The organism is Cnuibacter sp. UC19_7 (genome assembly GCF_042699995.1).
Lineage (GTDB): Bacteria > Actinomycetota > Actinomycetes > Actinomycetales > Microbacteriaceae > Cnuibacter.
This window is the reverse complement of the sequence record NZ_CP170560.1, coordinates 2,553,475-2,579,292: the sequence shown is the minus strand read 5'-3', so window position 1 is coordinate 2,579,292 and position 25,818 is coordinate 2,553,475. Positions and strand designations below refer to the sequence as shown.

26 protein-coding genes and 3 tRNA genes are annotated in these 25,818 nt (G+C 68.4%); 14 read left to right on the top strand and 15 right to left on the bottom strand.

Going from position 1 to position 25,818, the window contains the following annotated elements; translation table 11 throughout:
- Positions 1-81: 81 nt before the first annotated feature.
- The gene (locus ACFJGV_RS12345; protein WP_378144239.1) at positions 82-753 is read left to right on the top strand and encodes an HAD hydrolase-like protein; all 672 of its coding nucleotides are present in this window, start codon (positions 82-84) and stop codon (positions 751-753) included.
- 84 nt (positions 754-837) lie between these two features.
- Here the strand turns inward: ACFJGV_RS12345 and ACFJGV_RS12340 are convergent, their stop codons facing one another.
- Both ACFJGV_RS12340 and ACFJGV_RS12335 read right to left on the bottom strand, forming a co-directional pair.
- Positions 838-1,812 (bottom strand): choice-of-anchor D domain-containing protein, encoded by a 975-nt coding sequence (locus ACFJGV_RS12340; RefSeq protein WP_378144238.1) that lies wholly within the window; start codon positions 1,810-1,812, stop codon positions 838-840.
- Between the two features lie 50 nt (positions 1,813-1,862).
- Positions 1,863-2,882: a choice-of-anchor D domain-containing protein gene (locus ACFJGV_RS12335; protein ID WP_378144237.1), complete on the bottom strand. Its 1,020-nt coding sequence runs from the start codon at positions 2,880-2,882 to the stop codon at positions 1,863-1,865.
- A gap of 141 nt (positions 2,883-3,023) precedes the next feature.
- Here ACFJGV_RS12335 and ACFJGV_RS12330 point away from each other — a divergent pair, with 141 nt between their 5' ends.
- Positions 3,024-4,328 carry a hypothetical protein gene (locus ACFJGV_RS12330; RefSeq protein WP_378144236.1) on the top strand — a complete coding sequence of 435 codons (1,305 nt, stop codon included), beginning with the start codon at positions 3,024-3,026 and terminating at the stop codon, positions 4,326-4,328.
- Between the two features lie 187 nt (positions 4,329-4,515).
- Entirely contained in the window at positions 4,516-4,809 is a 294-nt protein-coding gene (locus ACFJGV_RS12325) for a hypothetical protein (RefSeq protein WP_378144235.1), read from the top strand.
- On the opposite strand, the gene ACFJGV_RS12320 is transcribed toward ACFJGV_RS12325, so the two are convergent.
- The 3 genes from ACFJGV_RS12320 to ACFJGV_RS12310 all read right to left on the bottom strand — a co-directional run bounded on the left by ACFJGV_RS12320 (position 4,799) and on the right by ACFJGV_RS12310 (position 5,942).
- Positions 4,799-5,245, bottom strand: a complete 447-nt coding sequence (locus tag ACFJGV_RS12320; protein ID WP_378144234.1) for an SRPBCC domain-containing protein — start codon at positions 5,243-5,245, stop codon at positions 4,799-4,801. The genes ACFJGV_RS12325 and ACFJGV_RS12320 overlap by 11 nt on opposite strands.
- A 95-nt stretch (positions 5,246-5,340) precedes the next feature.
- Positions 5,341-5,424: transfer RNA gene (locus ACFJGV_RS12315), tRNA-Leu, on the bottom strand.
- Between the two features lie 77 nt (positions 5,425-5,501).
- Positions 5,502-5,942, bottom strand: a complete 441-nt coding sequence (locus ACFJGV_RS12310; RefSeq protein ID WP_378144233.1) for a CoA-binding protein — start codon at positions 5,940-5,942, stop codon at positions 5,502-5,504.
- Between the two features lie 195 nt (positions 5,943-6,137).
- Between ACFJGV_RS12310 and ACFJGV_RS12305 the strand changes: the two genes are divergently transcribed.
- The 7 genes from ACFJGV_RS12305 to pknB are packed head-to-tail and all read left to right on the top strand — an operon-like array spanning position 6,138 to position 15,183.
- A complete protein-coding gene (locus tag ACFJGV_RS12305; protein ID WP_378144232.1) occupies positions 6,138-6,926 on the top strand; it encodes an FhaA domain-containing protein in 789 nt (262 codons plus the stop codon).
- Between the two features lie 5 nt (positions 6,927-6,931).
- Positions 6,932-7,480 carry an FHA domain-containing protein gene (locus ACFJGV_RS12300; protein ID WP_378144231.1) on the top strand — a complete coding sequence of 183 codons (549 nt, stop codon included), beginning with the start codon at positions 6,932-6,934 and terminating at the stop codon, positions 7,478-7,480.
- 18 nt (positions 7,481-7,498) lie between these two features.
- Positions 7,499-8,821 carry a PP2C family protein-serine/threonine phosphatase gene (locus tag ACFJGV_RS12295; protein WP_378144230.1) on the top strand — a complete coding sequence of 441 codons (1,323 nt, stop codon included), beginning with the start codon at positions 7,499-7,501 and terminating at the stop codon, positions 8,819-8,821.
- Positions 8,818-10,200 carry an FtsW/RodA/SpoVE family cell cycle protein gene (locus ACFJGV_RS12290; RefSeq protein WP_378144229.1) on the top strand — a complete coding sequence of 461 codons (1,383 nt, stop codon included), beginning with the start codon at positions 8,818-8,820 and terminating at the stop codon, positions 10,198-10,200. Before ACFJGV_RS12295 ends, ACFJGV_RS12290 begins: the two co-directional genes overlap by 4 nt.
- Before the next feature lie 4 nt (positions 10,201-10,204).
- The gene (locus tag ACFJGV_RS12285; RefSeq protein ID WP_378144228.1) at positions 10,205-11,659 is read left to right on the top strand and encodes a peptidoglycan D,D-transpeptidase FtsI family protein; all 1,455 of its coding nucleotides are present in this window, start codon (positions 10,205-10,207) and stop codon (positions 11,657-11,659) included.
- On the top strand, positions 11,656-13,431 hold the full coding sequence (locus ACFJGV_RS12280; protein ID WP_378144227.1) for a protein kinase: 1,776 nt from the start codon (positions 11,656-11,658) through the stop codon (positions 13,429-13,431). The genes ACFJGV_RS12285 and ACFJGV_RS12280 overlap by 4 nt, the downstream gene beginning before the upstream one ends.
- A gap of 48 nt (positions 13,432-13,479) precedes the next feature.
- Positions 13,480-15,183, top strand: a complete 1,704-nt coding sequence (gene pknB, locus ACFJGV_RS12275) for a Stk1 family PASTA domain-containing Ser/Thr kinase (RefSeq protein ID WP_378144226.1) — start codon at positions 13,480-13,482, stop codon at positions 15,181-15,183.
- A 60-nt stretch (positions 15,184-15,243) separates the two neighbouring features.
- On the opposite strand, the gene ACFJGV_RS12270 is transcribed toward pknB, so the two are convergent.
- The 3 genes from ACFJGV_RS12270 to ACFJGV_RS12260 are packed head-to-tail and all read right to left on the bottom strand — an operon-like array spanning position 15,244 to position 16,867.
- A complete protein-coding gene (locus tag ACFJGV_RS12270; protein WP_378144225.1) occupies positions 15,244-15,882 on the bottom strand; it encodes an anthranilate synthase component II in 639 nt (212 codons plus the stop codon).
- The gene (locus tag ACFJGV_RS12265; protein WP_378144224.1) at positions 15,879-16,040 is read right to left on the bottom strand and encodes a hypothetical protein; all 162 of its coding nucleotides are present in this window, start codon (positions 16,038-16,040) and stop codon (positions 15,879-15,881) included. The genes ACFJGV_RS12270 and ACFJGV_RS12265 overlap by 4 nt, the downstream gene beginning before the upstream one ends.
- Complete coding sequence (locus tag ACFJGV_RS12260; protein ID WP_378144223.1) at positions 16,040-16,867, bottom strand: class E sortase; 828 nt, start codon at positions 16,865-16,867, stop codon at positions 16,040-16,042. The genes ACFJGV_RS12265 and ACFJGV_RS12260 overlap by 1 nt, the downstream gene beginning before the upstream one ends.
- A 100-nt stretch (positions 16,868-16,967) precedes the next feature.
- Between ACFJGV_RS12260 and ACFJGV_RS12255 the strand changes: the two genes are divergently transcribed.
- A complete protein-coding gene (locus ACFJGV_RS12255; protein ID WP_378144222.1) occupies positions 16,968-17,234 on the top strand; it encodes a cell division protein CrgA in 267 nt (88 codons plus the stop codon).
- Between the two features lie 69 nt (positions 17,235-17,303).
- Here ACFJGV_RS12255 and ACFJGV_RS12250 read toward each other — a convergent pair whose 3' ends face one another.
- Both ACFJGV_RS12250 and ACFJGV_RS12245 read right to left on the bottom strand, forming a co-directional pair.
- Positions 17,304-18,185: a rhomboid family intramembrane serine protease gene (locus ACFJGV_RS12250; RefSeq protein ID WP_378144221.1), complete on the bottom strand. Its 882-nt coding sequence runs from the start codon at positions 18,183-18,185 to the stop codon at positions 17,304-17,306.
- Positions 18,186-18,213: 28 nt separating this feature from the next.
- Entirely contained in the window at positions 18,214-18,753 is a 540-nt protein-coding gene (locus ACFJGV_RS12245; protein ID WP_378144220.1) for a peptidylprolyl isomerase, read from the bottom strand.
- A 140-nt stretch (positions 18,754-18,893) separates the two neighbouring features.
- Between ACFJGV_RS12245 and ACFJGV_RS12240 the strand changes: the two genes are divergently transcribed.
- The 3 genes from ACFJGV_RS12240 to ACFJGV_RS12230 all read left to right on the top strand — a co-directional run bounded on the left by ACFJGV_RS12240 (position 18,894) and on the right by ACFJGV_RS12230 (position 20,217).
- Positions 18,894-19,460 (top strand): hypothetical protein, encoded by a 567-nt coding sequence (locus tag ACFJGV_RS12240; protein WP_378144218.1) that lies wholly within the window; start codon positions 18,894-18,896, stop codon positions 19,458-19,460.
- Positions 19,461-19,546: 86 nt separating this feature from the next.
- On the top strand, positions 19,547-19,822 hold the full coding sequence (locus tag ACFJGV_RS12235; protein ID WP_378144217.1) for a type II toxin-antitoxin system Phd/YefM family antitoxin: 276 nt from the start codon (positions 19,547-19,549) through the stop codon (positions 19,820-19,822).
- Positions 19,822-20,217 carry a type II toxin-antitoxin system VapC family toxin gene (locus ACFJGV_RS12230; RefSeq protein ID WP_378144216.1) on the top strand — a complete coding sequence of 132 codons (396 nt, stop codon included), beginning with the start codon at positions 19,822-19,824 and terminating at the stop codon, positions 20,215-20,217. Before ACFJGV_RS12235 ends, ACFJGV_RS12230 begins: the two co-directional genes overlap by 1 nt.
- A 212-nt stretch (positions 20,218-20,429) precedes the next feature.
- Here ACFJGV_RS12230 and ACFJGV_RS12225 read toward each other — a convergent pair.
- From ACFJGV_RS12225 to gyrB, 5 genes are all read right to left on the bottom strand, one after another.
- Positions 20,430-20,502 (bottom strand) — tRNA-Ala (locus ACFJGV_RS12225).
- Between the two features lie 12 nt (positions 20,503-20,514).
- Positions 20,515-20,588, bottom strand: a tRNA-Ile gene (locus ACFJGV_RS12220).
- Positions 20,589-20,660: 72 nt separating this feature from the next.
- Complete coding sequence (locus ACFJGV_RS12215) at positions 20,661-21,068, bottom strand: DUF3566 domain-containing protein (RefSeq protein WP_378144215.1); 408 nt, start codon at positions 21,066-21,068, stop codon at positions 20,661-20,663.
- Positions 21,061-23,607: a DNA gyrase subunit A gene (gyrA, locus tag ACFJGV_RS12210; protein WP_378144214.1), complete on the bottom strand. Its 2,547-nt coding sequence runs from the start codon at positions 23,605-23,607 to the stop codon at positions 21,061-21,063. Before gyrA ends, ACFJGV_RS12215 begins: the two co-directional genes overlap by 8 nt.
- Positions 23,608-23,677: 70 nt before the next feature.
- Positions 23,678-25,696, bottom strand: a complete 2,019-nt coding sequence (gene gyrB / locus ACFJGV_RS12205) for a DNA topoisomerase (ATP-hydrolyzing) subunit B (protein ID WP_378144213.1) — start codon at positions 25,694-25,696, stop codon at positions 23,678-23,680.
- Between the last annotated feature and the right edge of the window lie 122 nt (positions 25,697-25,818).

Genomic DNA, 25,818 nt, shown 5'->3' with positions numbered 1-25,818 from the left:
CACAACCCGCATCCCGCCGCATCCGACGGGCGCCCGCCCGCCCAGCGGAAGCGCGACACCGACGCCCCATAGGATTGCTCGGTGACTGCGCAGACCCCGACCAAGCCGTGGACGTGCATCCTCTTCGACCTCGACGGCACGATCACCGACTCGGCACCCAGCATCATCGACCGCCTCTCGCGGACCCTCACCGCGCTCGGACGCCCGATCCCCAGCCCGGCCGAGCTCGTCCCGTTCGTCGGCCCGCCCATCCTCGACGGGTTCCGTGACGTCGCGGGCATGAACCCCGAGGAGGCCGTCGAGGCACTCGAGGTCTACCGCTCCTTCGCGCTCTCGGACGGCCCCGCCGCCGAATCCCACGTCTACCCGGGCATGCTCGGACTCATCCGCGATCTGCACGCTGCGGGCATGCCACTGGCTCTCGCCACCTCGAAGGGCGAGGCTCAGGCCGAGCGAGTGCTCGCCCACCTCGACCTCACCGACTGCTTCACGGTCGTGTGCGGCTCCTCCCCCGACGAGACCCGCAGCGCGAAGGCCGACATCGTCGCCGAGGCCCTGCGCCGCCTGCGCGAGCAGGGCGTCGACCTCTCGCACACTGTCCTCGTCGGCGACCGCTCGCACGACATCGAGGGCGCGGGCGAGCACGGCGTCCCCGTCATCATGGTCGAGTGGGGCTACGGCTCCCCCGCTGAGTCGCTCGGCTCGATCGCCGTCGTCCACTCCGTAGACCAGCTCCGCACCCTCCTTCTCTGAGGAGACCGCCTGAGCGCGCCGAAGGCGGCGCACCGGTCCATCCGATGCGCCGCCTCCGTGGTCGGCTGTGGCTCGACGCTGCGCTCAGGCTCGCTTGCCCGCGCGCCGCTGAGCCACCGCGGCGACCCCGGCGAGCAGGACCATCACCGCGACCGTGCCGCCCACGAAGCCACCCACGCCATCTGCGCCGGTGCTGGCCAGCTGGCGCCCGGTGCTGTCGGCGGAGGCGGGGACCAGCGGGTTCGCAGTCGGAGACGGAGCGACGAGGCGGCCGACGAAGCTCAGACTGCGCGCTGCAGAGGCGATGACCTTCCCGTCTTCCGAGTAGTCGGCGCGAAGAGTGAGCACGCCGGAGGCCGTGCCCGTCGGGACAGGCCCGAGCGTCAGGTGCAGAGTCACCGTCTCGCCGGGACGGACGCTCCGCGACGCTGCATCGCCTTCGTACGCGACCGGAAGACTGGCCCCTTCGGTGCTGGTCGCCACGAGGCCGGTCGGGTCGAACTCCAGATCGAGCGTTCCGTCGTTGATGACCGTGATCGCGAGCGAGGATGTCGAGCCGGGTTGGACATCACCCAGGTCGATGGCACCGTCGACGGGGTCGGCGATCGCGAAGCTGGCCGATCCCGCCGCGATCGACGCTCCTCGCAGGGCGAGGATCACCGGCGCTGACACTGTCGGATCTGCCGTGGATACAGCGGTGAGCGTGATGGTGTCGGTGGGCGTAGTTCCCACGGCGCCCGCGGTGTAGTCCACCGTGACGGTGCGGGTCGCCAGAGGGACGATGGTCTCACCGGCCGTGATGGTCGTCGACACGTAGGTGAACGGGGCCGAGAGGGCCATCACCGGGGTCGGATCGATCGTCACGATATCGGTCCCGTCGTTCTCGAGAGTGAGGACGAGCCGTTTCGTCGACCCCGTGGGCACGGAGCCGAAGTCACCCGGCGTGGAGAAGGTCGCGGAGACCTGATCCCCGGCAGCTGCGTAAGCGGGCGTGCCTAGGAGCAGGGCGCCGGCGGCGACTGCGAACGCGACGATCGCCGCGGATATCCGACGTGACATCGTTCCTCATCTCTCGAGTCTGCGGAGGTCTCCGCTGTCCCTTTGGTCTGTCAGGACTGGACGCGCCGGCGGCGCTGCACGAACAGGATGCTTCCGCCGACGAGCAGCATCAGGGCCACGCTCGCGCCGGCGAACAGTCCCGCTGCGTCCGCGCCGGTCGACGCCAGCGTGCGCCCGCTCGTGCCCGTCGTCGAGGAGCCCGTGCTCGTGGTGCCGCTGCCGGCACCGCCCGCGGGGTTCGACGTCGGGGTCGGAGTGGGCGTCGGCACGACGGCGGCGACACCCATCGCGGTGAACTCCACGATGCGGGTGACGCTGGCCATCCCGTCGCTCCCTACCAGTGTGATGAATCCGTCGAGGCGCCCTTCGGCCGTGGGCGCGAAGTCGAGGGTGAAGGTCGTCGAGGCACCCGGTGCGACAACGGTCGTGAAGGGGGCTCCGCGGAAGGTGACGGGTACCGAGTTGCCCTTCATGTCGCGCGCCGTCTGCGCGGTGGAGTCGAACGTGAGCGGAACCGTGCCGTCGTTCACGATGGTGATCGACTTCGTCGCGGTGTTGCCGAGTTCGACCTGCCCGAAGTCGAGAGCGTCACCCGCAGGTGGGTCGGTGACCTCGAAATTCGGGCCGACAGCTGCGATCGAAGCCGCTTTCAGTTCGAGGTCGTAGGTGGCCGAGAAGCCGGGCGTGATGACGGACTGGACGGTGAAGGCGATCTTCGTCGTCACGGACGTCGCCGGCACACCACCTGTGAAGGACACCTTGAGCTCACGGGTCATACCGGGGTCGAGTCCCTCACCGGCCTTGATCGTCGTGGAGTCGAGCTTGAACGGGTAGGCGAACGATGCGAGCGCAGCGGTGTCGATCGTGATCGGCTGCTTCCCGTCGTTCTTCACCTCGATGGTGATCTGCTTCATCGACCCCTCGGGCACCGAGCCGAAGTCGCTCGCACCGAAGGCGATCGAGTAGTCGTCCGTAGGCCCGGCCGACGCCGGAGCCGCCGCGACGAGCGAGCCCGCTGCCACGGCGAGAGCCGTCGCCGCTATCGCGGCGAGTCGAGTGAGTGATCGCATGACTGAAGTCCTCCTGGTCTGTATGCAGGTCCTTGGGAGGGTGACGCACATCCATGCCCGAGTGTTATGAGCAATCTCTACTCACTGGAGGCAACCGGCCGCTCAGAGGGAAGCGTCACCCGCGCTCCGTACGATGGAGGCATGGGCGACCTCTCGCTGCTCTCCTTGCTTCCGAGCGTCGTCGTGTTCGGCGTCGCGATCGTGCTCTTCGTCCTCCTCGTGGTGTGGCTGCGGCGGCGGATGGCGCGCATCCGCGGCCGCGCCGCTCAGACGGCGCCGGCCGTGTCGGGCGCCCCGCTGCGCCAGAGCGTCGAGGAGCTCGAGCGGCGGGCGGGGATCCAGCTCGTGCAGATGGACGACGCGATCTCCGAGGCCCAGGACGAGCTCGGCTTCGCGATCGCGGAGTTCGGCCAGGCCGAGACGCGCGCGTTCGCCGAGGCCCTCGAGACCGCGCGGAAGCGCTCGTCCGAGGCCTTCGCCCTCAAGCAGCGGCTCGACGACGCGATGCCCGACACCGAGCAGCAGCGACGCGACTGGAGCAACCGGATCGTGCTGCTCGCCGACTCGGCGGTGGCGGCGATCGCCGCGCAGTCCTCGGCCTTCGAGCGCCGCCGCCGGGCGGAGACCGCTGCCCCCGCGGCACTCGACGCGGCAGAGCGCGCCGTCGAGGCGCAGCGGGTACGGATCCCCCTCGCGCGCACGGCGATCACCGAAGCACAGGCGCGCTTCGCCGCCACGGCGGTGCAGCCCGTCGCCGACGGGGTCGACCGCGCGGAGCGGCTTCTCGACCAGGCCCTGGCGCGGCTCGAGGAGGCACGGGCCTCCCTCACCGCCGACCCGCTTGCCCCTGTCTCGCGCCAGGTCGCGTCGGCCGAGTCCGATGTGCGTCGCGCGGAGCGCCTCCTCGACGCCGGGGAACACCTCGACGACACGCTCGCCGCCGCGCAGGACCGCCTTGACGACGCGGTGGCCGACTCGCGCCGACGGCTCGACGAGGCGGCCCGCATCCGTGACGCCGCGCCCGATCCGAAGCACGTCGCCGCCATCACGGTCGCGATGACGACGCTGGCGTCCGCCATAGCGCCGGGCGACGAGCAGCCGGACCCCGTCCGCTCCACCGACGCCATCGCCTCGGCGACGACCTCCCTGGATGCCGCCCTCGCGGTCGCGCGCTCGGCCTCGCAGCGGATCGAGGCGGCCCGCGACGCACTGGCCGGGGCGCGGCGCATCGCCGAGAGCCACATCGCCACGGCCGCCGCCTCCATCGACGGTGCGCGCGGTCGCGTCGGCGTCGATGCCCGGACGCGACTCGCCGAGGCCCGCCGCCAGCTCGACATCAGCCGAGACGAGGCCGACCCCGTCGCGGCGCTCGACGCCGCCCGTCGTGCGGCGACGGCGGCGACCGATGCGGATGCTCTGGCCATGTACGACGCCACCCTCCGCTGAAAAGTTATCCCCACCGCTGTCCACAGCTGTGGGGATGGCGCTCCGGCGTTTTCCCCAGCTCTCCACAGCCTCTCCACAACCCTCGGAGAGGGTCTGGGTCCCGCACAGACAGGCGGGGCGCCAAAGTTATCCACAGATGTGACCTCAGTCGCTGCAGCGCCCACCGGTCGGCCTCACACTCGTCCGCATGAACGCAGACAGCACCGCCACCGCCACCCTCTACGACCCCTCCGGGAGGATCGCCGAACGCCACGAAGGCGTCTCCGTCGCGGTCCGTGGACTGGATCTCGCACTAGGCGCTCCCATGCGCCGCCGCATCCCGCTCACCGAGGTCGAGTCCATCGCCTGCGAGAGCGACGACCTCGTCCTCTCCATCGATGATCACCGGCTGGAGCTGACGCTGGGCGATGTCGAGGCGGAGACGTGGGCCGACGGCCTCCGTTCCCTCGTCGACGCTCTCGCCCCGGGAGTCAGTCCGTGAGGATGTCCTTCTCCACCGCCGCGCGCAGGGCCTCGAGCATGGCCGACCAGTTCGCCTCCGCTCGGGTGGCCTCGTCCTCGCTGGCGTTGTGGTCCTGCGTGAGCACCACACGCGTCCGGTCGTCGCCGATGGGCTCGAGGGAGTACGACACGGTGTGATGCACCGCAGCAGCCCCTGAGTCGTCGGATGTCGGGCTGAAGTGCGTCATCACGAGGCGGTGGGGCTCCTCCACGAGCACGATCTCGCCCCGGTCCTCGAAGGCCTTCCCCTCCCACTCACCGCGGTAGACGATGGCCGAGCCCGCCGTCCAGTCGGTCTCCACCTCCGAGCCGAACATGTACTCCGGCACACGGGAGGAGTCGGTCAGCACGGCCCACACCTCATGGGGCGTCGCCCTGATCTGCACGGTCGCGGTCGCCAGGTGATCGTCGCTCATGCTCCGATCCCACACCCGAACGCCCCGACCTCACAGCCCGAGGCGGCAGAAGAAGAAGAGGACCCGGATCATCGATCCGAGCCCTCCACCGTCCGTGCGCGAGGGGGGACTTGAACCCCCACGCCCTTGCGGGCACTGGCACCTGAAGCCAGCGCGTCTGCCAATTCCGCCACTCGCGCGAACTGGACGAGACTACCACAAAGACGCGACGGGCCAGACCGAACGCGGACACCTCAGGACCCGAGCACGGACGCATTCACGCCGCGGGCGGCCGCGCTCCGGAGACCGCCAGCACCACGGCGGTGCAGCGGTCCTCCACGTAGTCGATCCCACCCTCCTCGGCGATCCGCCGCGCCTCCGGCGAGGCGATCCCGAGCTGCAGCCAGACACCGCGAGCGCCGATCCGCACCGCCTGCTCCGCGATGCCGGCGGCCTCCGGCGCAGGCCGGAACACGTCGACGAAGTCCACCGGTTCGGGGATGTCGTCGAGCGACCGATAGGCCGGCTCTCCCAGCAGGGTCGTCGCGGTCGGATGCACCCCGATCACGCGATACCCCACCGACTGCAGTCGAGCGGGGACGGAATGCGCCGACTTCGCAGGATCGGTGCTGAGGCCGACGACGGCGATGGTCCGCGACGTGCGCATGAGGCGCTCGGCCACCTCGTCCATGCTCTCTGCGGTGTTCTGGTCACCCATGTCGCGTATCGTAACCCCGCGCGCTTCGACGGCGGTCTGGCAGTGGTTTATCGGTCAAGCTGAGTAACATCGTCGTAGCATCCACCCCCAACACCGACACGCACCCGCTGTGCGAACCCCCATCCATTCGTTCCCGCCGCCGACGACGCCGTCTGGGACAGGACCGATAGAGGAAGCAAGGAGAACGGGACAGACGTGGGAATCCTGGACAGTTTCGAGCGAGGTCTCGAGCGCGCCGTCAACGGCGCGTTCGCGAAGACCTTCCGTTCGGGGCTGCAGCCGGTGGAGATCTCGTCGGCCCTGAAGCGCGAGCTCGACACCAAGGCCGCCGTGGTGGCGCGCGACCGCATCCTGGTGCCCAACTCCTTCCGCGTGCTCCTCTCCCCCGCCGACCATGAGCGCATGACGGCGCTGGGTTCGGCGCTCATCACCGAGCTCGACGGCATCGTCAAGCGGCACGCGGCTCAACAGGGCTTCCAGTTCGCGGGACCGGTGGTCATCGATCTCGTGAGCGACGACTCGATGAGCAAGGGGATGATCGAGGTCGAGTCGTCCAACCTCTCCGACGATGTGCGATGGGTCCCGGTCGTCGACATCGCGGGCAAGCGCCACCCGCTCCGTTCCCGCACGGTCATCGGCCGCGGCAGCGACGCCGACATCACGATCGACGACACCGGCACCAGTCGCAAGCACGTCGAGATCCTGTGGGACGGGTCTCACGCCCAGGCACGCGACCTCGGCTCCACGAACGGCTCGCAGCTGAACGGCCGCCCGTTCCAGAAGGCGACGCTCGATCCCGACTCGGTCATCACCATCGGCCGCACCGCCATCACCTTCCGCGTCGTGCCCCAGACCAGCGCGAGCGGCAGCAGCCGCGCCGGCGCTTCCCGAACCCCGGGCGCTCCGCCGCAGCGCCCCGCCTCGGCCCCGAACCAGCCCGGCGGGCAGCGCCCCGCCCACGATCCCGGCGGGTTCTGGGGGTAGCGGCCATGAGTGAGCTCACCCTGCTGATCCTCCAGATCGCGTTCCTCGCACTGCTCTGGATCTTCGTCTTCGTCATCGTCTACGCGATGCGCTCCGACCTGTTCGGCTCGCGCGTGCGGCGCCTGAAGGAGGCCCCCGCCGCGGCGGCCCCGCCCCCTCAGCCGGTGACGACCCCTGCATCCGGCGCCCCGGCGCCGAAGGTGCCCACGTTCGTGCCCGCGCCCGGCACCGAGCTAAGCGGCCCGCCCCGGGCCACGACCAGCAATGCCGGCCGGCTGGTCATCACCTCCGGCCCCAAGTCGGGGGCCGAGATCCCGCTCGGCACCGAGCCGCTCACCATCGGGCGCTCGTCCGACTCGAGCGTGGTCATCCGCGACGACTACACCTCCACGCACCACGCCCGCCTCATGGTCTGGGGCGACGAGTGGGTGGTGCAGGACCTCGACTCGACGAATGGGACGTTCCTCGACGGGCAGCGCGTCACCTCCCCCCTGCACGTGACGCTGAACACGCCGATCCGCATCGGCGCCACCACGTTCGAGCTGCGGCGGTAGTCCGTGGCGATTGTGACCGTGAGCGCGGCCGTCTCGCACACTGGAAAGATCCGCTCGAACAACCAGGACTCCGGCTTCGCCGGTGAGACCCTGTTCGTGGTCGCCGACGGCATGGGCGGTCATGCGGGCGGCGACGTCGCCTCCGCCCTGGCGGTGCGCCGTCTCGCCGAGATCGACGGCCAGTACAGCTCCGCGGTCGACGCCGAGTTCGCTCTGCAGGAGGCGATCGTCGCCACGAACGCCGTGCTCTCCGAGACGGTGTACGAGCATCCGGAGCTCACCGGCATGGGCACGACCCTCAGCGCACTCGTGCGCGTGGGCCAGAGCGTCGCGATCGCACACATCGGCGACTCGCGCATCTACCGCCTGCGCGACGGGGTGCTCTCGCAGATCACGGTCGATCACACCTTCGTGCAGCGGCTCGTCGACTCGGGCCGCATCACGCCGGAGGAGGCGAAGACCCATCCCCGCCGCTCGGTGCTCATGCGCGTGCTCGGCGACGTCGACGCGGCGCCCGAGGTCGACCTCCAGGTGATGGACACGCGGCCCGGCGACCGCTGGATGCTCTGCTCCGACGGTCTGAGCGGCGTCGTCGAGCGCGACGACATCGAGCGGGTCCTCACCGAGCTGTCCGATCCGGATGCGGCGGCCGACGCCCTCGTGCGCGAGAGCCTCGACCGTGGGGCCCCCGACAACGTCACCGTCATCGTCATCGACGTCGAGCAGTCGCTCGAGGCGCCCGAGCAGACGCCGACCACGGTCGGCTCGGCCTCGGCACCCATCGTCTTCGACCAGCAGATCGGCCGCCGCTCGGGTCGTCTTCCGGGCCTTCGCCTGCATCCGAGGCCGGTCCAGCCCGAGAGTCACTTCGAACCCGAGTCCGAGGGATACCTCGACGAGCTCATCGAAGAGGACCGGCGGCGCTCGCGCCGGCGCAAGGCGACCTGGCTCGTGAGCATCCTCGTGATCCTCGCCCTCGTCGGGGCCGGCCTCTACACCGCCTACCAGTGGACGCAGACCCGCTACTTCGTCGGCCAGTCCGACGGCTACGTCGCGGTCTACCAGGGCGTGCAGCAGGGCATCGGGCCCGTGTCGCTCTCGCACGTGTTCCAGCAGACCGACATCTCGGTCGACTCGCTGTCGCCCTACGCTCAGGGCCAGGTGTCCAACACCATCAGCGCCGGCTCGGTGACCGAGGCGCTCGAGATCGTTCAGCGGCTGTCGGATGCGACGGTGCAGCCCGACGACCCGGCCACTCCCACGCCCACCCCGACCACCGTCGATCCGAACGCGCCGGTGAACCCGCCGGCCGACCAACCGGCCGAGGGGGTGACCGGATGACCGACATCACGGCCCCGGTCGGCACGTCCCGCCCGGAGACCCCCGGCAAGGGCGTGCGCCGTATCCGCGTGCCCATGAAGCTGCGCAACCTCGAGCTCGTCATGCTCATCTTCGCGTGCGCCGTCAACGCGGCCGCCGTGGTGCTCGTGCAGTTCGGCGCGCTCGGCTACGCCGATCAGACCGTCCTGTTCCTCGGCTCGAGCCTGGCGATCCTGGTGTTCGCGATGCACGTGGCGCTGCGGTTCGTGGCGAGCAACGCCGATCCCTTCATCCTCCCCATCGCGACGCTCCTGAACGGCCTCGGCATCGCCGAGATCTACCGGATCGACATCGCGAACGACCTCACCGGCTGGGAGAGCACGGCGGTCCGTCAGGTGGTGTGGAGCGCGATCGCACTCGTGATCGCGATCGCCGTCGTCGTCGTGATCCGCAATCACCGGGTGCTACAGCGCTACACGTACATCGCGATGCTCGTCGCCGCGGTCCTGCTGCTGCTGCCGATGCTCCCCGTGGTCGGGCAGGAGATCTACGGCGCCCGGGTGTGGATCCACATCGGCGAGTTCTCGTTCCAGCCGGGTGAGGTCGCGAAGATCGCCCTGGCGGTGTTCTTCGCCGGCTACCTCGTGTCACGCCGCGACAGCCTGTCGATGGTGGGCCGGAAGTTCCTCGGCATGCGCTTCCCCCGCGCCCGCGACCTCGGGCCGATCCTGGTGCTCTGGGGTGTCGCGATGGCGATCATCATCTTCCAGCGCGACCTCGGCACCGCGCTCCTCTACTTCGGCCTCTTCGTGGTCATGCTCTACGTCGCCACGGGCCGGGCGAGCTGGGTCGTGCTCGGCGTGGGGCTGTTCCTCGCGGGCGCGATCATTGCCAGCCAGGTGCTGCCGTACGTGAACGACCGGTTCACCAACTGGCTGTACCCCTTCAAGGATCCCGACAACGCCAGCTATCAGCTCGTCCAGGGCCTGTTCGGTCTGGCGAACGGCGGCCTGATCGGCACCGGCCTCGGTCAGGGCCGACCCGACATCACACCGCTGGCGCAGAGCGACTACATCATCGCGAGCCTGGGCGAGGAGCTCGGTCTCGCGGGGCTCTTCGCGATCTTCTGCCTCTACATGCTGTTCATCGCGCGTGGCCTCCGGATCAGCTTCGCCGGACAGGACGACTTCGGCCGCCTGCTGGGTGTGGGCCTGTCGTTCACGGTCGCCCTGCAGTGCTTCATCGTCATCGGCGGCGTCACCCGCGTGATCCCGCTGACCGGACTCACCACACCGTTCCTCGCCGCGGGTGGATCGTCTCTCGTCGCGAACTGGATCATCGTCGCGCTCCTGCTGCGGCTGTCCGACACAGTTCGCAATCAGCCAAGGCTGGTGATCTAGAACGATGACCCGAGAACTCAAACGCGTGAGCATCGTGGTCGCCCTGATGTTCGTGGCGCTCTTCGTGTCGAGCACCACCATCCAGTTCTTCCAGGCGTCGAACCTCGCCGACAACCCTCGCAACGCCCGCACCATCTACGCCAGCTACGACGTCCAGCGCGGCTCGATCCTGGTGCAGGGCCAGCCGATCGCCGAGTCGATCCCGAGCAGCGACGAGTACAAGTACCAGCGTGTGTACACGAACGGTCCGCTCTACAGCGCTGTCACCGGCTACTACACGCTCGGCCAGGGTTCGACCGGCATCGAGCAGTCGCTCAACGACTACCTCAGCGGCACGTCGAGCTCGCAGTTCCTCGACTACCTCAACCGCATCATCACCGGCCAGAACCCCCAGGGCGCGTCCGTGTCGCTCACGATCGACCCGGTCGCCCAGCAGGCCGCCTACGACGCGCTCGGCGACCTGCAGGGCGCGGTGGTCGCCATCGAGCCGTCGACCGGCCGCATCCTCGCCATGGTGTCGAAGCCCGACTACGATCCGAACGCCCTCGCGGTCCACGACACCAAGACGGTCGACGACACCTATCAGCAGCTGCTCCAGGCCGCCGGCGATCCCCTCATCAACAAGACGATCGACGATCTGAACCCGCCCGGCTCGACCTTCAAGATCGTGACCACCGCGGCGGCGCTCCAGAACGCCGGCCTGCCGGTCGACCACACGCTCGACAACACAGCGCGCTACCAGCTGCCCGGATCCGAGAACACCGTCTCGAATGCGGGCGGGGGAACCTGCGGCGGTGGCGACCAGGTCAGCATCGCGACCGCGTTCATCCTGTCGTGCAACATCCCGATGGCTGAGCTCGGCGTCGAGATGGGCGACAAGGATCTCACCGACATGGCGAACGCCTTCGGCTTCGGCAAGGAGCTCACGGTGCCGATGACCGTGTCGGCGAGCCAGTTCCCGAGCGTGGGCGGCGACGACGCCCAGCTCGCCCTGCAGTCCTTCGGCCAGGGCAGCGACGTCGCGACCCCGCTGCAGATCGCGATGCTCTCGGCCGCGGTGGCGAACGGCGGGAAGATCATGACCCCGAACCTCGTCGAGTCGATCAACGCTCCCGACTTGAGCAGCCTCCAGAGCTTCCAGCCGAAGGAGTTCGCCACCCCCATGACCAGCCAGACCGCGTCGACGATCTCTCAACTGATGGTCGAGGCGGTCCAGTCCGGGGCGGCGACTAATGCAAGAATAGACGGGACCAGTGTGGCCGGTAAGACGGGGACCGCGGAGAACGGGGACGGCGATCCCTACACGCTGTGGTTCACCGGATACGCGCCTGCCGACAATCCTCAGATCGCTGTGGCGGTCGTGGTGGAGAACGGCGGCGGGCAAGGGCAGTCCGGCACGGGCAACAGCCTGGCCGCGCCGATCGCGAAACAAGTACTAGAGGCGGTGCTGAATAAATGAGACCCACAGCAGGGCTGACGTTCGGAGGCCGGTACGAGCTGTCCAAGCGGATCGCGATCGGCGGCATGGGCGAGGTGTGGGAGGCCACCGACCTCGTCATCGGGCGTACCGTCGCCATCAAGATCCTCAAGGACGAGTACATGGGCGACCCGGGGTTCCTCGAGCGCTTCCGCGCCGAGGCCCGCCACGCCGCGCTCGTCAACCACGAGGGCATCGCCAACGTGTACGACTACGGCGAGGAGGAGGGCAGCGCCTACCTCGTCATGGAGCTGGTGCCCGGCGAGGCGCTCTCGACCATCCTCGAGCGTGAGCACACCCTCCCGACCGACCGTGTCCTCGACATCGTCGCTCAGACCGCGCTCGCTCTGCAGGCCGCGCACGCTGCCGGCCTCGTCCACCGCGACATCAAGCCCGGCAACCTCCTGATCACGCCGGACGGGCGGGTCAAGATCACCGACTTCGGCATCGCCCGGATCGCCGACCAGGTTCCGCTGACCGCCACCGGTCAGGTCATGGGCACGGTGCAGTACCTCTCGCCGGAGCAGGCGAGCGGTCAGCCGGCCTCACCCACCACCGACATCTACTCGCTGGGCATCGTCGCGTACGAGTGCCTGGCCGGTCGGCGTCCGTTCACGGGCGAGTCGCAGGTGGCGATCGCGATGGCGCAGATCAACGAGCAGCCGCCGCCGCTCCCCACCACGGTGCCCGAGCCCGTGCGCAACCTCGTGCTCGCCTGCATCGCCAAGAAGCCCGATGAGCGCCCCACCTCCACCGGCAACCTCGCCCGGGCCGCGATGGCCCTGCGCCGCGGCGACATCGCGGCGGCCGCCGTCGCCGTGCCGGCCGTGCTCGGGGGCGCCGAGCTGCCTCCGACGTCGGCCACCCGCGTGATGTCGTCCTCCGCCCCCACGGCGGCGACGACCGTGCTCGGCGCCCAGGGCCTCCAGCCCACCCCCACCGCCCAGGCTCCGATCGCGACCGAGCAGCCGACCGAGCCCGAGAAGAAGAAGCGCAGCCCGTGGACGGTGCCGCTCATCGTCCTCATCGTCATCCTCGCGCTGGTCATCATCGGCACGATCGTGGGGCTGCTCCTCCAGAACTCCGGGAACAGCAGCAACCCCACACCGGCTCCCACCACGCCGACGTCGGCTCCTTCGACGCCGACGAACACGCCGACGCCGACTCCCACGCCCACTCCGACCTCCAACACGGTCGCGGTCAGCGAGGCCGAGCTCAAGGGCAAGACCTTCGACGAGGCCTCCGCCATCCTCACCGGCCTCGGCCTGAGCGCCGACCGTGCCGCCGGAAGCCCGGCGACGAGCGCCGACCAGGTCGACGTCGTCTACCAGGCGAGCCCGGTCGGCAACGTCACCAAGGGCACCACGATCACTCTCACGGTGTACAGCCCGCAGATCGTTCCGGATGCGCCGACTGCGGCGCCGAAGATCCAGAGCGGCGAGTCGGGCGGCAAGATCCCGGCCAACGGCACGTTCGTCGTGAGCTGGTCGCCGTACAGCTGCCCGTCCGGCACCACGCTGAGCGGGTACACCGTGCAGGCGTCGAACGCCGCGGTGACCATCGAGCCCGGCACCGGGACGACGGCGACCCTGCAGGCGGCCAACGCCCAGGGCAGCAGCATCTCGATCACGTACGCGGTCAGCTGCTCCGGCGCGGCCTCCGGCTTCTCCCCTCCCCTGAACGTCGAGATCGGCCCCGCGGCCGGCGGCGGATCCGGCGGGGGCGGCACCGGTGGCGGCGGCACCGGCAACTGATCACCCACGCACCACACGTCCAGCAGCGCATAGAGGAGCCCCACGACCGTGACCGACGACACCCGACTGCTCGCCGGGAGGTACCGCCTGGGTGACCTCATCGGCCGCGGCGGCATGTCCAACGTCTACATGGGCCGCGACGAGCGGCTCGGGCGCCAGGTGGCCATCAAGCTGCTCCGATCGCAGCTCGCGGGCGATCCGATCTTCCGCACCCGCTTCCGGCAGGAGGCGCAGGCAGCATCGCGCATGGCGCACCCGACCATCGTGAGGGTGTTCGATGCCGGCGAGGAGCGCATCGCCGAGCCCGGCGGCTTCGAGGGTGTCGTGCCCTTCATCGTGATGGAGTACGTCGACGGGCGCCTGCTGAAGGACGTCATCAAGTCAGACGGCCCGCTCGACGTGGCGGAGGCGATCCGCGTCACCGAGGGCATCCTCACCGCGCTGGAGTACTCGCACCGCGCCGGGGTCGTGCACCGCGACATCAAGCCGGGCAACGTGATGATCACGCACGGCGGCCAGGTGAAGGTGATGGACTTCGGCATCGCCCGCGCCATCTCCGACTCGTCGGCGACCGTCGCGCAGACGACCGCCATCCTCGGCACCGCACAGTACTTCTCGCCCGAGCAGGCCCGCGGCGAGTCGGTCGACGCACGCACCGACCTCTACTCCACGGGCATCGTGCTGTTCGAGATGCTCACCGGGCGGCCGCCGTTCAGCGGCGACACCCCGGTAGCCGTGGCCTACCAGCATGTGAGCGAGGCTCCCGCCGCGCCGTCGAGCCTCAATCCGCTGGTCTCGCCCGCGGTCGACCAGGTCGTGCTGCACGCCCTCGCGAAGGATCGCTTCGCCCGCTTCCAGAGCTCCGCCGAGTTCCGCGCCGACCTCGAGGTCGCGGCCTCCGGGCGCATCCCCTCGAAGCGCGTGCCGGTCGACGACTTCCAGTCCTCGCTGTTCGGCGCCCCTCCCAGCCTCGCCGCCGGATCCGAGTCACCGCTCACCCAGCTGGCCGGCGACGACGAGTACGCGGTCCGGACCCAATCACGTCCGCCCGTGCTGTGGATCTGGGCGGGGATCGCCTCGGTCGCCGTCATCCTGGTGGCGATCGTGTTCTGGGTGCTCTCGCTCCAGCCGTCCGATCAGCTTCCCTCGGCGTCCCGTGAGGTGCCCACGGTGGCCGGCCAGACGTTCGAGGACGCCCAGTCCACGCTGCAGCAGCTCGATCTCGTGACCGCACGCTTCGAGGTGTACAGCGACACCGTGCCGAAGGGCCAGGTGGTCGACACCAGTCCGGCGGCCGGCACCATCGTGAGCCCGCAGACGGTGATCACCGTCAACGTGTCACAGGGTCGCAAGACCGTGGCGGTGCCGTCCGTGCAAGGGCTGTCGGCGGCCGACGCCACCGCACAGCTCACGCAGGCGGGATTCAAGGTGGGGCAGACCACCAAGGAGAACTCCGCCTCCGCCCCGGCCGACACGGTCATCCGCACCGATCCCGCGGGCACGACGCAGGGCTACGAGGGCGACACCGTGAACCTCGTGGTCTCCTCGGGGCTCGTCACGGTCCCCGACGTGACCGGCCAGCCGATCGATGCGGCGCAGTCCACGCTCACGCAGCTCTCGCTCGCCGTGAAGGTGGAGCAGGACATGGGGTGCGACGCCGTCCAGGGCAACCCGGTCTCGAGCCAGTCGATCGCCGCCGGCGATGCACCGCAGGGCGCCGAGATCACACTCCGCTACTGCGGTCGTCGCTGACGCCGGCCACGCGCATCCGGATGCAGATGCGGACGTCGCCGTCGACGCGTGCGTTCGCGCTCAGACCGCGCGAAGCAGCGGGTTGAGGCCCTTCGAGAGCTCTTTGGCCTCCGCGAGACCGGCGAGGGCGAGCCAGTTGCCCAGCATCGCGTAGCCGCCCTCGGTGAGCACCGATTCGGGGTGGAACTGCACGCCATAGACGCGGGCGGAGGCGTGTTGCAGGCCCATGATGACGCCACCCTGCGTCCGCGAGGTGATCACGAGCGTCTCGGGCACCGTCCCGTCGACCACCGCGAGCGAGTGGTAACGCGTCGCGGTGAAGGATGAGGGCACATCGTCGTAGAAGGCGCTGCCGTCGTGCTCGATCACCGACGTCTTGCCGTGCATCAGCTCGTCGGCATTGGTGACCGTCGCGCCCATCGCCTCGGCGATGGCCTGGTGGCCGAGGCACACCCCGAGGAGCGGCACATCGGCCTCGATCGCCGCGTGGACGACCGGGATCGACACGCCGGCGTCGGCGGGCTTCCCGGGACCGGGCGAGACCAGCACAGCGTCGTACTCGGCGAGCTTCACGCCCGCGTCTGCCGCGTCGAAGGAGTCGTTGCGCACGACCTCGACCTCGGCGCCCAGCTGCTGGAGGTACCCCGCGAGCGTGTAGACGAAGCTGTCGTAGTTGTCGATGACCAGGACGCGCGTCATTGGTCGACCGTCACATCCTGCGTCGGCGTCGTGATCTCGTCGATCCACGGGAAGACGTAGAACGCGAGCACGTAGAGCACCGCCGCGAGGAGCACGACGAGGATCAGGATGCGGAGCCACACCGGCCCCGGAAGCACCCGCCAGAGAGCTGCGTACATCAGGTGCCCACCATTCCCGCGATCTCGGCCGGCGGCCCCGCCGACCTCGGCTGCCAGCTCTCGAGCACGCCGTACGCGATGATGCGCTCGGAGGCGATGTAGAGCGGGTTGCAGCTGGTGAGGGTGATCAGTCGGTCGGTCGGGGCGACGCCCTCGGCCTGGGGGACCGGGTCGATCACTCCGACCCCGTAGGGCGTGACGTACTCGAGCCCGCGGAACCGGTACGTGTAGTAGCCGTCCTGCGTCTCGATGTAGATGGGGTCGCCGATCTGGAGCTCGTTGATCTTGAGGAAGGGGCTGCCCCAGCCGTCGCGGTGCGCGGCGATGGCGAAGTTGCCCACCTCGCCCGGCATCTGCGTGCTGGGGTAGTGGCCGGCACCGCCGTTGTTGAGCACGGCCTTGGGATCGACGCCCTGAGCGATGGTCTTGCGGAAGTCGCTGCCGAAACGCGGCACGTAGAGCACCGCGAACTCCTGGCCGGCCGCCGGGATGCCGCCGACCACCGGGTCGCCGTACTGGCCGGTCACCGGGCTCGGCTGCGCGGCGGAAGACGGGTCTGCGGACGGCGCGGCCGTCGGTGTCTCGGTGGCCCACTGCTGCGACAGCGACGAGGCGTCGCTCGCCTGCTGGTTGTTCAGCATGATCCCGTTGATCGAGAACTGCCAGCCGAGGAAGAGCAGCACCAGCACACCGCCGGTGATGAACAGCTCGCCGACGACGCCGATCACGCGCGAGGTGACGCTGCGCTTGGGCTTGGTCTTCTTGGGCCTGCGCGGACGCAGAGGAAGGTCGTCGGCCCCCGGGGCGACGTCGTCAGACGTGCTCATGGTGACATCCTAGGTGCGGCAACCTGAAGGACTGCTCCGGAATGGTTGCCTGTGGAGAACGACTCGGGTTCCCACAGGGGTTTTCGTTAGACTTCTCCCCATGGCCAGAGACCGAGCATCCTCGAGCGACGTCGCGCGGCGCTCGCGCGACGTGCAGCGCACCAGTTCCGACGAGACGGCGAAGAGCCCGAACCCGGTCTGGTACAAGCCGGTGATGTTCGGCTTCATGCTGATCGGTCTGCTCTGGATCATCGTCTTCTACGTCAGCCAGGGCATCCTGCCGGTTCCCGGCCTCGGCACGTGGAACATCCTCATCGGCTTCGGCATCGCCTTCATCGGCTTCATCATGACGACGCGGTGGCGCTGACCGTCCGGGTTCCACAACTTACACCGGTGTAAGTTTCCCCAATGGGGATAAACCTGTGGATAACTATCCTCAGTAGAAGAGCGTCCTGATCGCCGTCACCGCGATGAGAGCGGCGACGATCGCCGCCACCAGGAGTATCTGCACCCATTTCTGCTGTCGTCTCCTGGTGCGCACGTAGACCAGCGCCACCAACCCGCCGGCGATGAGACCGCCGACATGGGCCTGCCACGAGATGCCCGAGATGAAGAAGCCCATCGCCAGGTTGAGGCCGACGAGCACGAGGATCTGTGCGCTGTCACCGCCCAGGTGACGGTTGATGATGAAGAACGCGCCCATCAGGCCGAAGATCGCGCCCGAGGCACCCACCACCGCGGTCCGCGGATCGGCGAGGAGGTCGACCGCTACCGAGCCGCCGAACGCGGCGACGAGGTAGAGGGCGAGGAACCGCCACCGGCCGACCAGCCGCTCGAGGATCGGCCCGAAGATGAACAGCGTGTACATGTTCAGCAGGATGTGGAGAATCGACCAGGGTTGGGCGATCGAGAACTGCGAGTGCACGAACGCCGAGGTGATCATCCGCCACGGCTCGAACGGGATGCCCGGCACCCCGCTCGTGTACGCGGGAGCGTAGAGCAGAGCCTGCGTCACGCCCAGTCCGGGGATCAACTGCAGGATGAAGACCAGCACGCACACCGCGATGATGGCGTACGTCACGACCGGGGCGCCCTGCCCGGTCAGGTTGCGCAGGAACGACGGCCTCCGCGACCCGCGGTACGCGCGAGGCGTCTCCTGGCGGTCGCGTCGGGCGCACTCGACGCAGTGCACGCCCACCGCCGCCTGCACCTGGCACTCGGGACAGATGGTGCGACCGCACCGCTGACAGAGCACGAAGCTCTGTCGGTTCGGATGCCGGTAGCAGTAGTTGTCCGGGGAGTCAGGGAGACTCGTCATGGGCGGCGAGCGTGCGTGACGGCGAGCGTCAGACGGCCTCGACCGTGACGCTCTCGATCACGACGTCGTCGAGCGGACGGTCGTAGGAGTCGGTCGCCACACCCGCGAGCTTGTCGACGACGCGACGTGACGCGTCGTCGGCCACGACACCGAAGATGGTGTGCTTGCCCTGGAGCCACGTGGTCGGGCCCACGGTGATGAAGAACTGCGATCCATTCGTGCCTCGACCGCCCTGGATGCCGGCGTTGGCCATGGCGAGCATGTAGGGCTCCGTGAAGTCGAGCTCGGGGCTGATCTCGTCATCGAAGCGGAAGCCCGGGCCGCCGGTGCCGGTGCCGAGCGGGTCGCCGCCCTGGATCATGAAGCCCGGGATGATGCGGTGGAACACCACGCCGTCGTAGAGCGGAGCGGTAGAGGCCTGCCCGGTCTTGGGGTCGGTCCACTCGATCTCACCCGTCGCGAGGCCGACGAAGTTGTTCACGGTCTTCGGCGCGTGGAAGCCGTAGAGGTTGACGACGATCGGACCGTGGTTGGTGTTGAGAGTGGCGACGTGAGTGTGAGCGGGCATGGTCCGATTCTCCCACACCGCCCGTGTCGTCCAGGGAAGCCGCAGCCGCCTAACGGTGGATGACCAGTGAGCTGCTATGGCCGATGTGCGGATGCGTGGCAAGATGACAGTGATCGTGCTCACTCCGATGGAGGTTTCACATGGCTCTCTCCCGCCGACGCCGTAAAGAGCTCAAGCGACTGAAGGGGTCCGCCGAGTCGCTCTGGGCCGACCAGCAGGTCCTGATCGAGCGTGCCAGCGACGTCCTCAAGCAGGCGAAGCTGCAGGCCGGCCACCTCACGACGGAGGAGGTCATCCCTCGCGTGAAGACCGCGGCCGACTCCGTCTCGCCGGCCATCAGCAAGAACGTCGCCGCCGTCAAGGCGGCGGGCGACACCGCTCGCGACCGTTTCACGTCGGATGTGGTGCCCGCCGTGGCGACCACCCTCGGCTCCGCGGTGGCCGTCCTGCAGGCCGCCCGCGACCCCGAGCTCGCCAAGAAGCGGGCGAAGAAGCTGAAGAAGAACGTCTCGAAGAACATCGCGGCGTTCTCCCCGAAGAAGCAGAAGTCCGGTCCCGGCGTCGGCGCCGTCGTGCTGATCAGCCTCGGTGCGGTCGTCGCCGTCGGTGTCGCGTACGCCGTGTGGCAGACCTTCCGCGCCGACGACGAGCTCTGGATCGCCGACGAGGAGCCCGACTCGCTCGACAAGCCCAACGCCGAGGGCTGACCCTCCGCGCTGAGTCCTCGAGGAGGGCCGTCCGATCCGTCGGGCGGCCCTTTCTTGTGTCTTCCGCATGTGCTACTTTGTAGAACATGGTCGAGGTCGGGATTCGGGCACTGAAGCAGAACGCTTCCGCAGTCGTCGCACGAGTAGCCGCAGGAGAGACAGTGACCATCACCGACCGAGGGCGCCCCGTCGCCCGCATGACCCCGATACGCCCGTCCCGCGTCGAGGAGATGATCGCCGCGGGCCTGATCAGGCCCGCCACACGATCGCTGGCCGACATGCCCAAGCCTCGCCCTCTCACCACCCCCGGACCGACGCTGTCCGAGGTGCTGCAGCAGATGCGAGACGAGGATGATCGCTGATGGTCCTCTACGTCGACTCGTCTGCGCTCGTGAAGCTCGCGGTCGATGAAGCCGAGACCGACGAACTCCAGGAGTGGTTGGCCCGCCACCAGCGCGTGTCGCTCTCGAATGAGATCGTCCAGACGGAGTTGGTCCGTGCCGTGCGTCGCCGCGAGCCAGATCGAGTCGTCGAGGCCCGCCACGTGCTGATGGGGGTGCAAGCGGTGGCACTGACGCCGAACATCGTCAATCGCGCTGCCTGGATCGAGCCCTCCACTGTCCGCTCACTCGACGCGCTTCATGTCGCCACGGCGATGGAGATCGGAGACGACATCGAGGTCTTTGTGACGTACGACATCCGGATGCAGGAGTGCGCCAGGGCGCACGGGTTCGACGTGGTGTCGCCTGGGGCGTGAGCTCAGGGCAGGTGAGCTCAGGGCAGGTGAGCTCATGGCAGTGAGCTCGCGCCTGGCGGGTAAACGCCGGAAGCGGTGCTTCCGGCTGGCGACGAGGGGAATCGTCCCTGAGCCAAGCATGGCTCAGGGGCCCACCCCCTCGTCGGCGCTCTCGTCCACGCATCTCCACCGAATGACGAAGGCCCCGCAAGAGCGGGGCCTTCGTCATTCGGTGGAGACGAGGGGAATCGAACCCCTAACCCCCTGCTTGCAAAGCAGGTGCTCTGCCAATTGAGCTACGTCCCCGAAGGGATGGAGTGGGGCTACAAGGACTTGAACCTTGGACCTCTTCGTTATCAGCGAAGCGCTCTAACCGCCTGAGCTATAGCCCCGTAGGCCGGAATGACCGAATAGAACCCTACCTCACGACCGGGTGGTGATCCAAACCGGCCGCGAGGAGGGACTCACTTGTTGGTGAAGCCGAGCATCACACCGCCGGTGATGCGCACCGCGAGGTTGTACAGCGCGGCTCCGATGGCGCCCAGCGCCGTGATGACGATGACGTCGAGCACGGCCACGACGACGGAGAAGCCCATCACCTGTCCGAGCGATGCGATGTCGTTCAGGTTGAAGTTCTCCTGGCCGGCGATCGACTGCAGCAGCGTGTTGATGCGGTCGAACACGCCGGTCTGGTTGAGCACCGACCAGATCAGGAAGCTCGCCACGATGGTGATGATCCCCAGGATGATCGCGAGCAGGAACGAGATCTTCAACACCGACCAGAAGTCGACGTAGACGAGCTTCAGGCGAACCTGCTTGGTCGACGCGACTCGCGCGGTCTTCTTCGCGAGCTTGTCGGCAACGTTACTCATCCGTCGGTACATCCTCTCCAGACGCCAGGTCGGCGGGGGCCTCCCCGGGCTCGGATTCGAGCTCGGCGTCCAGGTTGCGTTCAGTGTTCTTGGCCACTGCAATGATGCGGTCGTCGTCTGAGAATCTGGCGAAGACGACACCCATGGTGTCACGGCCCTTGGCCGGGACTTCGGCCACCGCAGACCTTACCACCTTGCCGCTGGCAAGAACCACAAGCACCTCGTCGTCCTCGCCGACGATGAGGGACCCCACCAGATCGCCTCGCGACTCGGCCAGCTTGGCCACCTTGATGCCCAGTCCGCCGCGTCCCTGGAGCCGGTACTCGTCGACCGAGGTGCGCTTCGCGTACCCGCCCTCGGTGACGATGAACACGTACCCGTCGTGGCTCACCACCGACGCACCCTGCAGGGTGTCGCCCTCGCGGAACTTCATGCCGATGACGCCGGACGTCGCGCGCCCCATCGGACGCAGCGTCTCGTCGGACGCCGTGAAACGGATCGACATGCCGTGTCGCGAGACGAGCAGCACGTCGGAGTCCTCGTTCACGAGCAGCGCCGAGACGAGCTCGTCGCTCTCGCGCAGGTTGATCGCGATGATGCCGCCCGAGCGGTTCGTGTCGTACTCGGTGAGCGCCGTCTTCTTCAGCAGACCGTCGCGGGTGGCGAGCACCAGGTACTGGGCCACCTCGTAGTCGCGGATGTCGAGGATCTGCGTGATCTGCTCATCCGGGCTCATGGCCAACAGGTTCGCGACGTGCTGGCCCTTGGCGTCGCGGCCGGCCTCCTGGATCTCGTACGCCTTCGCGCGGTACACGCGTCCGGTGTTCGTGAAGAACAGCAGCCAGTGGTGCGTGGTGGTGACGAAGAAGTGCTCGACCACGTCGTCGGCGCGCAGCTGCGCGCCCTTCACACCCTTGCCGCCGCGGTGCTGCGAGCGGTAGTTGTCGCTCCGTGTGCGCTTGATGTAGCCGCCGCGGGTGACGGTGACCACCATCTCCTCTTCGGGGATGAGGTCCTCGACGCTCATGTCGCCGTCGAACCCGAACATGATCTCTGTGCGGCGGTCGTCGCCGAACTTGTCGGTGATCTCTCGGAGCTCGTCGGCGATGATGGTCCGCTGCCGGATCTCGGAGGCGAGGATCGCCTCGTACTCCTCGATCAGCGCGGCGAGCTGCTCGGCCTCCTCCTGGATCTTCTGGCGCTCGAGCGCGGCCAGGCGTCGCAGCTGCAGCTCGAGGATGGCGCGCGCCTGCACCTCGTCGATGTCGAGCAGGTCGATCAGGCCGTCGCGGGCATCCTCGACCGTGGGCGACCGGCGGATGAGCGCGATCACCTCGTCGAGAGCATCGAGCGCCTTGAGGTACGCACGCAGGATGTGCATGCGCTCCTCGGCCTTCCGCAGGCGGAAGCGCGTGCGGCGGACGATGACCTCGATCTGGTGCGTCACCCACTCGCGGATGAAGCCGTCGAGCGACAGCGTGCGAGGCACGCCGTCGACGATGGCGAGCATGTTCGCGCCGAAGTTCTCCTGCAGCTGCGTGTGCTTGTACAGGTTGTTCAGCACGACCTTGGCGACCGCGTCGCGCTTGAGGATGATGACGAGACGCTGACCCGTGCGGCCGGACGACTCGTCGCGGATGTCGGCGATGCCGCCGATCCGCCCCTCCTTCACCAAGTCGGCGATCTTGATCGCCAGGTTCTCGGGGTTCACCTGGTACGGCAGCTCGGTGACGACGAGGCAGGTGCGGCCCTGGACCTCCTCGATGTTCACCACCGCGCGCATGGTGATCGAGCCACGACCCGTGCGGTACATGTCGTGGATGCCCTTGACGCCCAGGATCTGCGCGTGCGTCGGGAAGTCGGGGCCCTTGATGCGCTGGATGAGCGCCTCGAGCAGCTCCTCGCGCGAGGCATCGGGGTGCTCCAACGCCCACAGAGCGCCCTCCGACACCTCGCGGAGGTTGTGCGGGGGGATGTTCGTCGCCATGCCGACGGCGATGCCGACCGAGCCGTTGACGAGCAGGTTGGGGAAACGGCTGGGGAGGACGACGGGCTCCTGCGTGCGGCCGTCGTAGTTGTCCTGGAAGTCGACGGTGTCCTCGTCGATGTCGCGGACCATCTCCATGGCGAGCGGAGCCATCTTGGTCTCGGTGTACCGGTGCGCGGCAGCGCCGTCGTTTCCGGGAGATCCGAAGTTGCCCTGTCCGAGCGCCAGCGGGTAGCGCAGCGACCACGGCTGCACCAGTCGCACGAGTGCGTCGTACACCGAGCTGTCGCCGTGCGGGTGGAACTGGCCCATCACGTCGCCGATGACACGCGTGCACTTCGAGAAGGCCCGGTCGGGGCGGTATCCACCGTCGTACATCGTGAAGACGACGCGGCGGTGGACCGGCTTGAGGCCGTCGCGGACGTCGGGCAGGGCGCGCCCGACGATCACGCTCATCGCGTAGTCGAGGTACGAGCGCTGCATCTCGAGCTGGAGGTCGACCTGCTCGATCCGGTCGCCGGCGGGGCCGGTGGTCTCGATGTCGTCGGTCACAGGGAACTCTTTTCAGGATGTGCGGGGCGCCGGGGCGCGGAGAGGAGGATGGGGAGGCGTCGCCTCCGCATCAGATGTCGAGGAAGCGGACGTCCTTGGCGTTCTGCTGGATGAACGTGCGGCGTGCGTCGACGTCGTCGCCCATCAGCGTCGCGAAGATGCCGTCGGCGATCGCCGCATCCTCCAGGGTCACCTGCAGGAGAGTGCGTGAGTCGGGGTTCATCGTCGTGTCCCACAGCTCCTGGTGGTTCATCTCACCGAGACCCTTGTAGCGCTGCACGCCGTTGTCCTTCTGCAGGCGCTTGCCCGCCGCGGCGCCGGCCTGGAGCAGCGCGTCGCGCTCACGGTCGGAGTACACGTACTCGTGCTCCGAGTTCGTCCACTTCAGGCGGTAGAGCGGGGGCTGCGCCAAGTACACGTAGCCCAGCTCGATGAGCGGCCGCATGTAGCGGAACAGCAGCGTGAGCAGCAGCGTCGTGATGTGCTGGCCGTCGACGTCGGCGTCGGCCATGAGCACGATCTTGTGGTACCTGGCCTTCTCGCCGTCGAAGTCCTCGCCGATGCCCGTGCCGAAGGCGGTGATCATCGCCTGGATCTCGGCGTTCGCCAGCGCGCGGTCGAGGCGCGCCTTCTCGACGTTGAGGATCTTGCCGCGCAGCGGCAGGATCGCCTGGGTCTCGGGGTTGCGGCCGGTCTTCGCCGAACCTCCGGCCGAGTCGCCCTCGACCAGGAAGATCTCGCTGCGCGAGGGATCCTTGCTGGAGCAGTCGGCGAGCTTGCCGGGGAGGCCGCTGCCCTCGAGGAGGCCCTTGCGGCGGGTCTGCTCGCGCGCCTTGCGGGCGGCGATGCGCGCCTGGGATGCGGAGATCGCCTTGCGGATGATCTCGCGCGCCACCTGCGGGTTGCGCTCGAACCAGTCGCCCAGCTGCTGACCCGTGATGCGCTGCACGAACGCCTTCGCCTCGGTGTTGCCGAGCTTGGTCTTCGTCTGGCCCTCGAACTGCGGCTCGCTGAGCTTCACCGAGATGACCGCGGTGAGGCCCTCGCGCACGTCGTCGCCCGAGAGGTTCTCGTCCTTCTCGCGGAGGAGGTTCTTGTCGCGTGCGTAGCGGTTGACGAGCGAGGTCAGAGCGGCGCGGAAGCCCTCCTCGTGGGTGCCGCCCTCGTGGGTGTTGATCGTGTTGGCGTAGGTGTGGACGCTCTCGGAGTAGGCCGTGGTCCACTGCATCGCGACCTCGAGGGCGATCTTCTTGTCGGTGTCCTCGGTCTCGAAGGAGATGATCTCGGGGTTCACCACCTCGCTCTTCTTCGTCGAGTTGAGGTACTCGACGTAGTCGACCAGGCCGCGCTCGTAGTGGAAGACGTCGCCGCGGAACTCGCCCTCGGCATCCGCCTCACGCTCGTCGACGAGCGAGATCCGCAGACCCTTGTTGAGGAAGGCCATCTGCTGGAATCGGGTGCGGAGCGTCTCGTAGTCGAACTCGACCGACTCGAAGATCTCGGCGTTGGGCCAGAAGGTGATCGTCGTACCGGTGCGGTCGGTCTCCTCGCCGCGCTCGAGCGGCGCCTCCGGCACCCCGTTGCGGTACGACTGGCGGAAGACGTGGCCGCCGCGGCTGACCTCGACGTCGAGCTCGCGCGACAGTGCGTTCACGACCGAGCTGCCCACGCCGTGCAGGCCACCGGAGACCGCGTAGCCGCCACCGCCGAACTTGCCTCCCGCGTGAAGGATGGTCAGCACCACCTCGACGGTCGACTTCTTCTCGGTGGGGTGCTCGTCGGTGGGGATGCCTCGACCGTTGTCGATGACACGGACGCCGCCCGACGACAGGATCGTGACCTGGATGTCGTCGGCGTAGCCGGCGAGCGCCTCGTCGACAGAGTTGTCGACGATCTCGTAGACCAGGTGGTGGAGGCCGCGGGGCCCGGTCGACCCGATGTACATGCCGGGGCGCTTCCGCACCGCTTCGAGGCCCTCGAGCACCTGGATCTGGTTGGCGCCGTACTCATGGTCGACAGGCTGGTGAACCGCCTCGCCTGAGATCGCAGGAGTGTCGTCCGTCACAGGCTCGTTCGATTCATCCGTCATAGATTTCAGGCTCCTCAGCTGTCGCGAAGGCGACCCCTCATCCTATCAAGAGAGGCTCCGATCGCGGCGCTTGAAAGGCCCTCTGAGCGGCTTTTTCGCTCCGGGCGACCAGATTTGTCCAC

What these genes read in the sequence shown, in the direction of transcription:
- ACFJGV_RS12340 (WP_378144238.1), bottom strand. Translation starts at nt 1,812, where the DNA reads ATGTCACGTCGGATATCCGCGGCGATCGTCGCGTTCGCAGTCGCCGCC.
- ACFJGV_RS12335 (WP_378144237.1), bottom strand. Translation starts at nt 2,882, where the DNA reads ATGCGATCACTCACTCGACTCGCCGCGATAGCGGCGACGGCTCTCGCC.
- ACFJGV_RS12330 (WP_378144236.1), top strand. Translation starts at nt 3,024, where the DNA reads ATGGGCGACCTCTCGCTGCTCTCCTTGCTTCCGAGCGTCGTCGTGTTC.
- ACFJGV_RS12325 (WP_378144235.1), top strand. Translation starts at nt 4,516, where the DNA reads ATGAACGCAGACAGCACCGCCACCGCCACCCTCTACGACCCCTCCGGG.
- ACFJGV_RS12320 (WP_378144234.1), bottom strand. Translation starts at nt 5,245, where the DNA reads ATGAGCGACGATCACCTGGCGACCGCGACCGTGCAGATCAGGGCGACG.
- ACFJGV_RS12310 (WP_378144233.1), bottom strand. Translation starts at nt 5,942, where the DNA reads ATGGGTGACCAGAACACCGCAGAGAGCATGGACGAGGTGGCCGAGCGC.
- ACFJGV_RS12300 (WP_378144231.1), top strand. Translation starts at nt 6,932, where the DNA reads ATGAGTGAGCTCACCCTGCTGATCCTCCAGATCGCGTTCCTCGCACTG.
- ACFJGV_RS12290 (WP_378144229.1), top strand. Translation starts at nt 8,818, where the DNA reads ATGACCGACATCACGGCCCCGGTCGGCACGTCCCGCCCGGAGACCCCC.
- ACFJGV_RS12285 (WP_378144228.1), top strand. Translation starts at nt 10,205, where the DNA reads ATGACCCGAGAACTCAAACGCGTGAGCATCGTGGTCGCCCTGATGTTC.
- ACFJGV_RS12280 (WP_378144227.1), top strand. Translation starts at nt 11,656, where the DNA reads ATGAGACCCACAGCAGGGCTGACGTTCGGAGGCCGGTACGAGCTGTCC.
- ACFJGV_RS12270 (WP_378144225.1), bottom strand. Translation starts at nt 15,882, where the DNA reads ATGACGCGCGTCCTGGTCATCGACAACTACGACAGCTTCGTCTACACG.
- ACFJGV_RS12265 (WP_378144224.1), bottom strand. Translation starts at nt 16,040, where the DNA reads ATGTACGCAGCTCTCTGGCGGGTGCTTCCGGGGCCGGTGTGGCTCCGC.
- ACFJGV_RS12260 (WP_378144223.1), bottom strand. Translation starts at nt 16,867, where the DNA reads ATGAGCACGTCTGACGACGTCGCCCCGGGGGCCGACGACCTTCCTCTG.
- ACFJGV_RS12255 (WP_378144222.1), top strand. Translation starts at nt 16,968, where the DNA reads ATGGCCAGAGACCGAGCATCCTCGAGCGACGTCGCGCGGCGCTCGCGC.
- ACFJGV_RS12250 (WP_378144221.1), bottom strand. Translation starts at nt 18,185, where the DNA reads ATGACGAGTCTCCCTGACTCCCCGGACAACTACTGCTACCGGCATCCG.
- ACFJGV_RS12245 (WP_378144220.1), bottom strand. Translation starts at nt 18,753, where the DNA reads ATGCCCGCTCACACTCACGTCGCCACTCTCAACACCAACCACGGTCCG.
- ACFJGV_RS12240 (WP_378144218.1), top strand. Translation starts at nt 18,894, where the DNA reads ATGGCTCTCTCCCGCCGACGCCGTAAAGAGCTCAAGCGACTGAAGGGG.
- ACFJGV_RS12235 (WP_378144217.1), top strand. Translation starts at nt 19,547, where the DNA reads ATGGTCGAGGTCGGGATTCGGGCACTGAAGCAGAACGCTTCCGCAGTC.
- ACFJGV_RS12230 (WP_378144216.1), top strand. Translation starts at nt 19,822, where the DNA reads ATGGTCCTCTACGTCGACTCGTCTGCGCTCGTGAAGCTCGCGGTCGAT.
- ACFJGV_RS12215 (WP_378144215.1), bottom strand. Translation starts at nt 21,068, where the DNA reads ATGAGTAACGTTGCCGACAAGCTCGCGAAGAAGACCGCGCGAGTCGCG.
- gyrB (WP_378144213.1), bottom strand. Translation starts at nt 25,696, where the DNA reads ATGACGGATGAATCGAACGAGCCTGTGACGGACGACACTCCTGCGATC.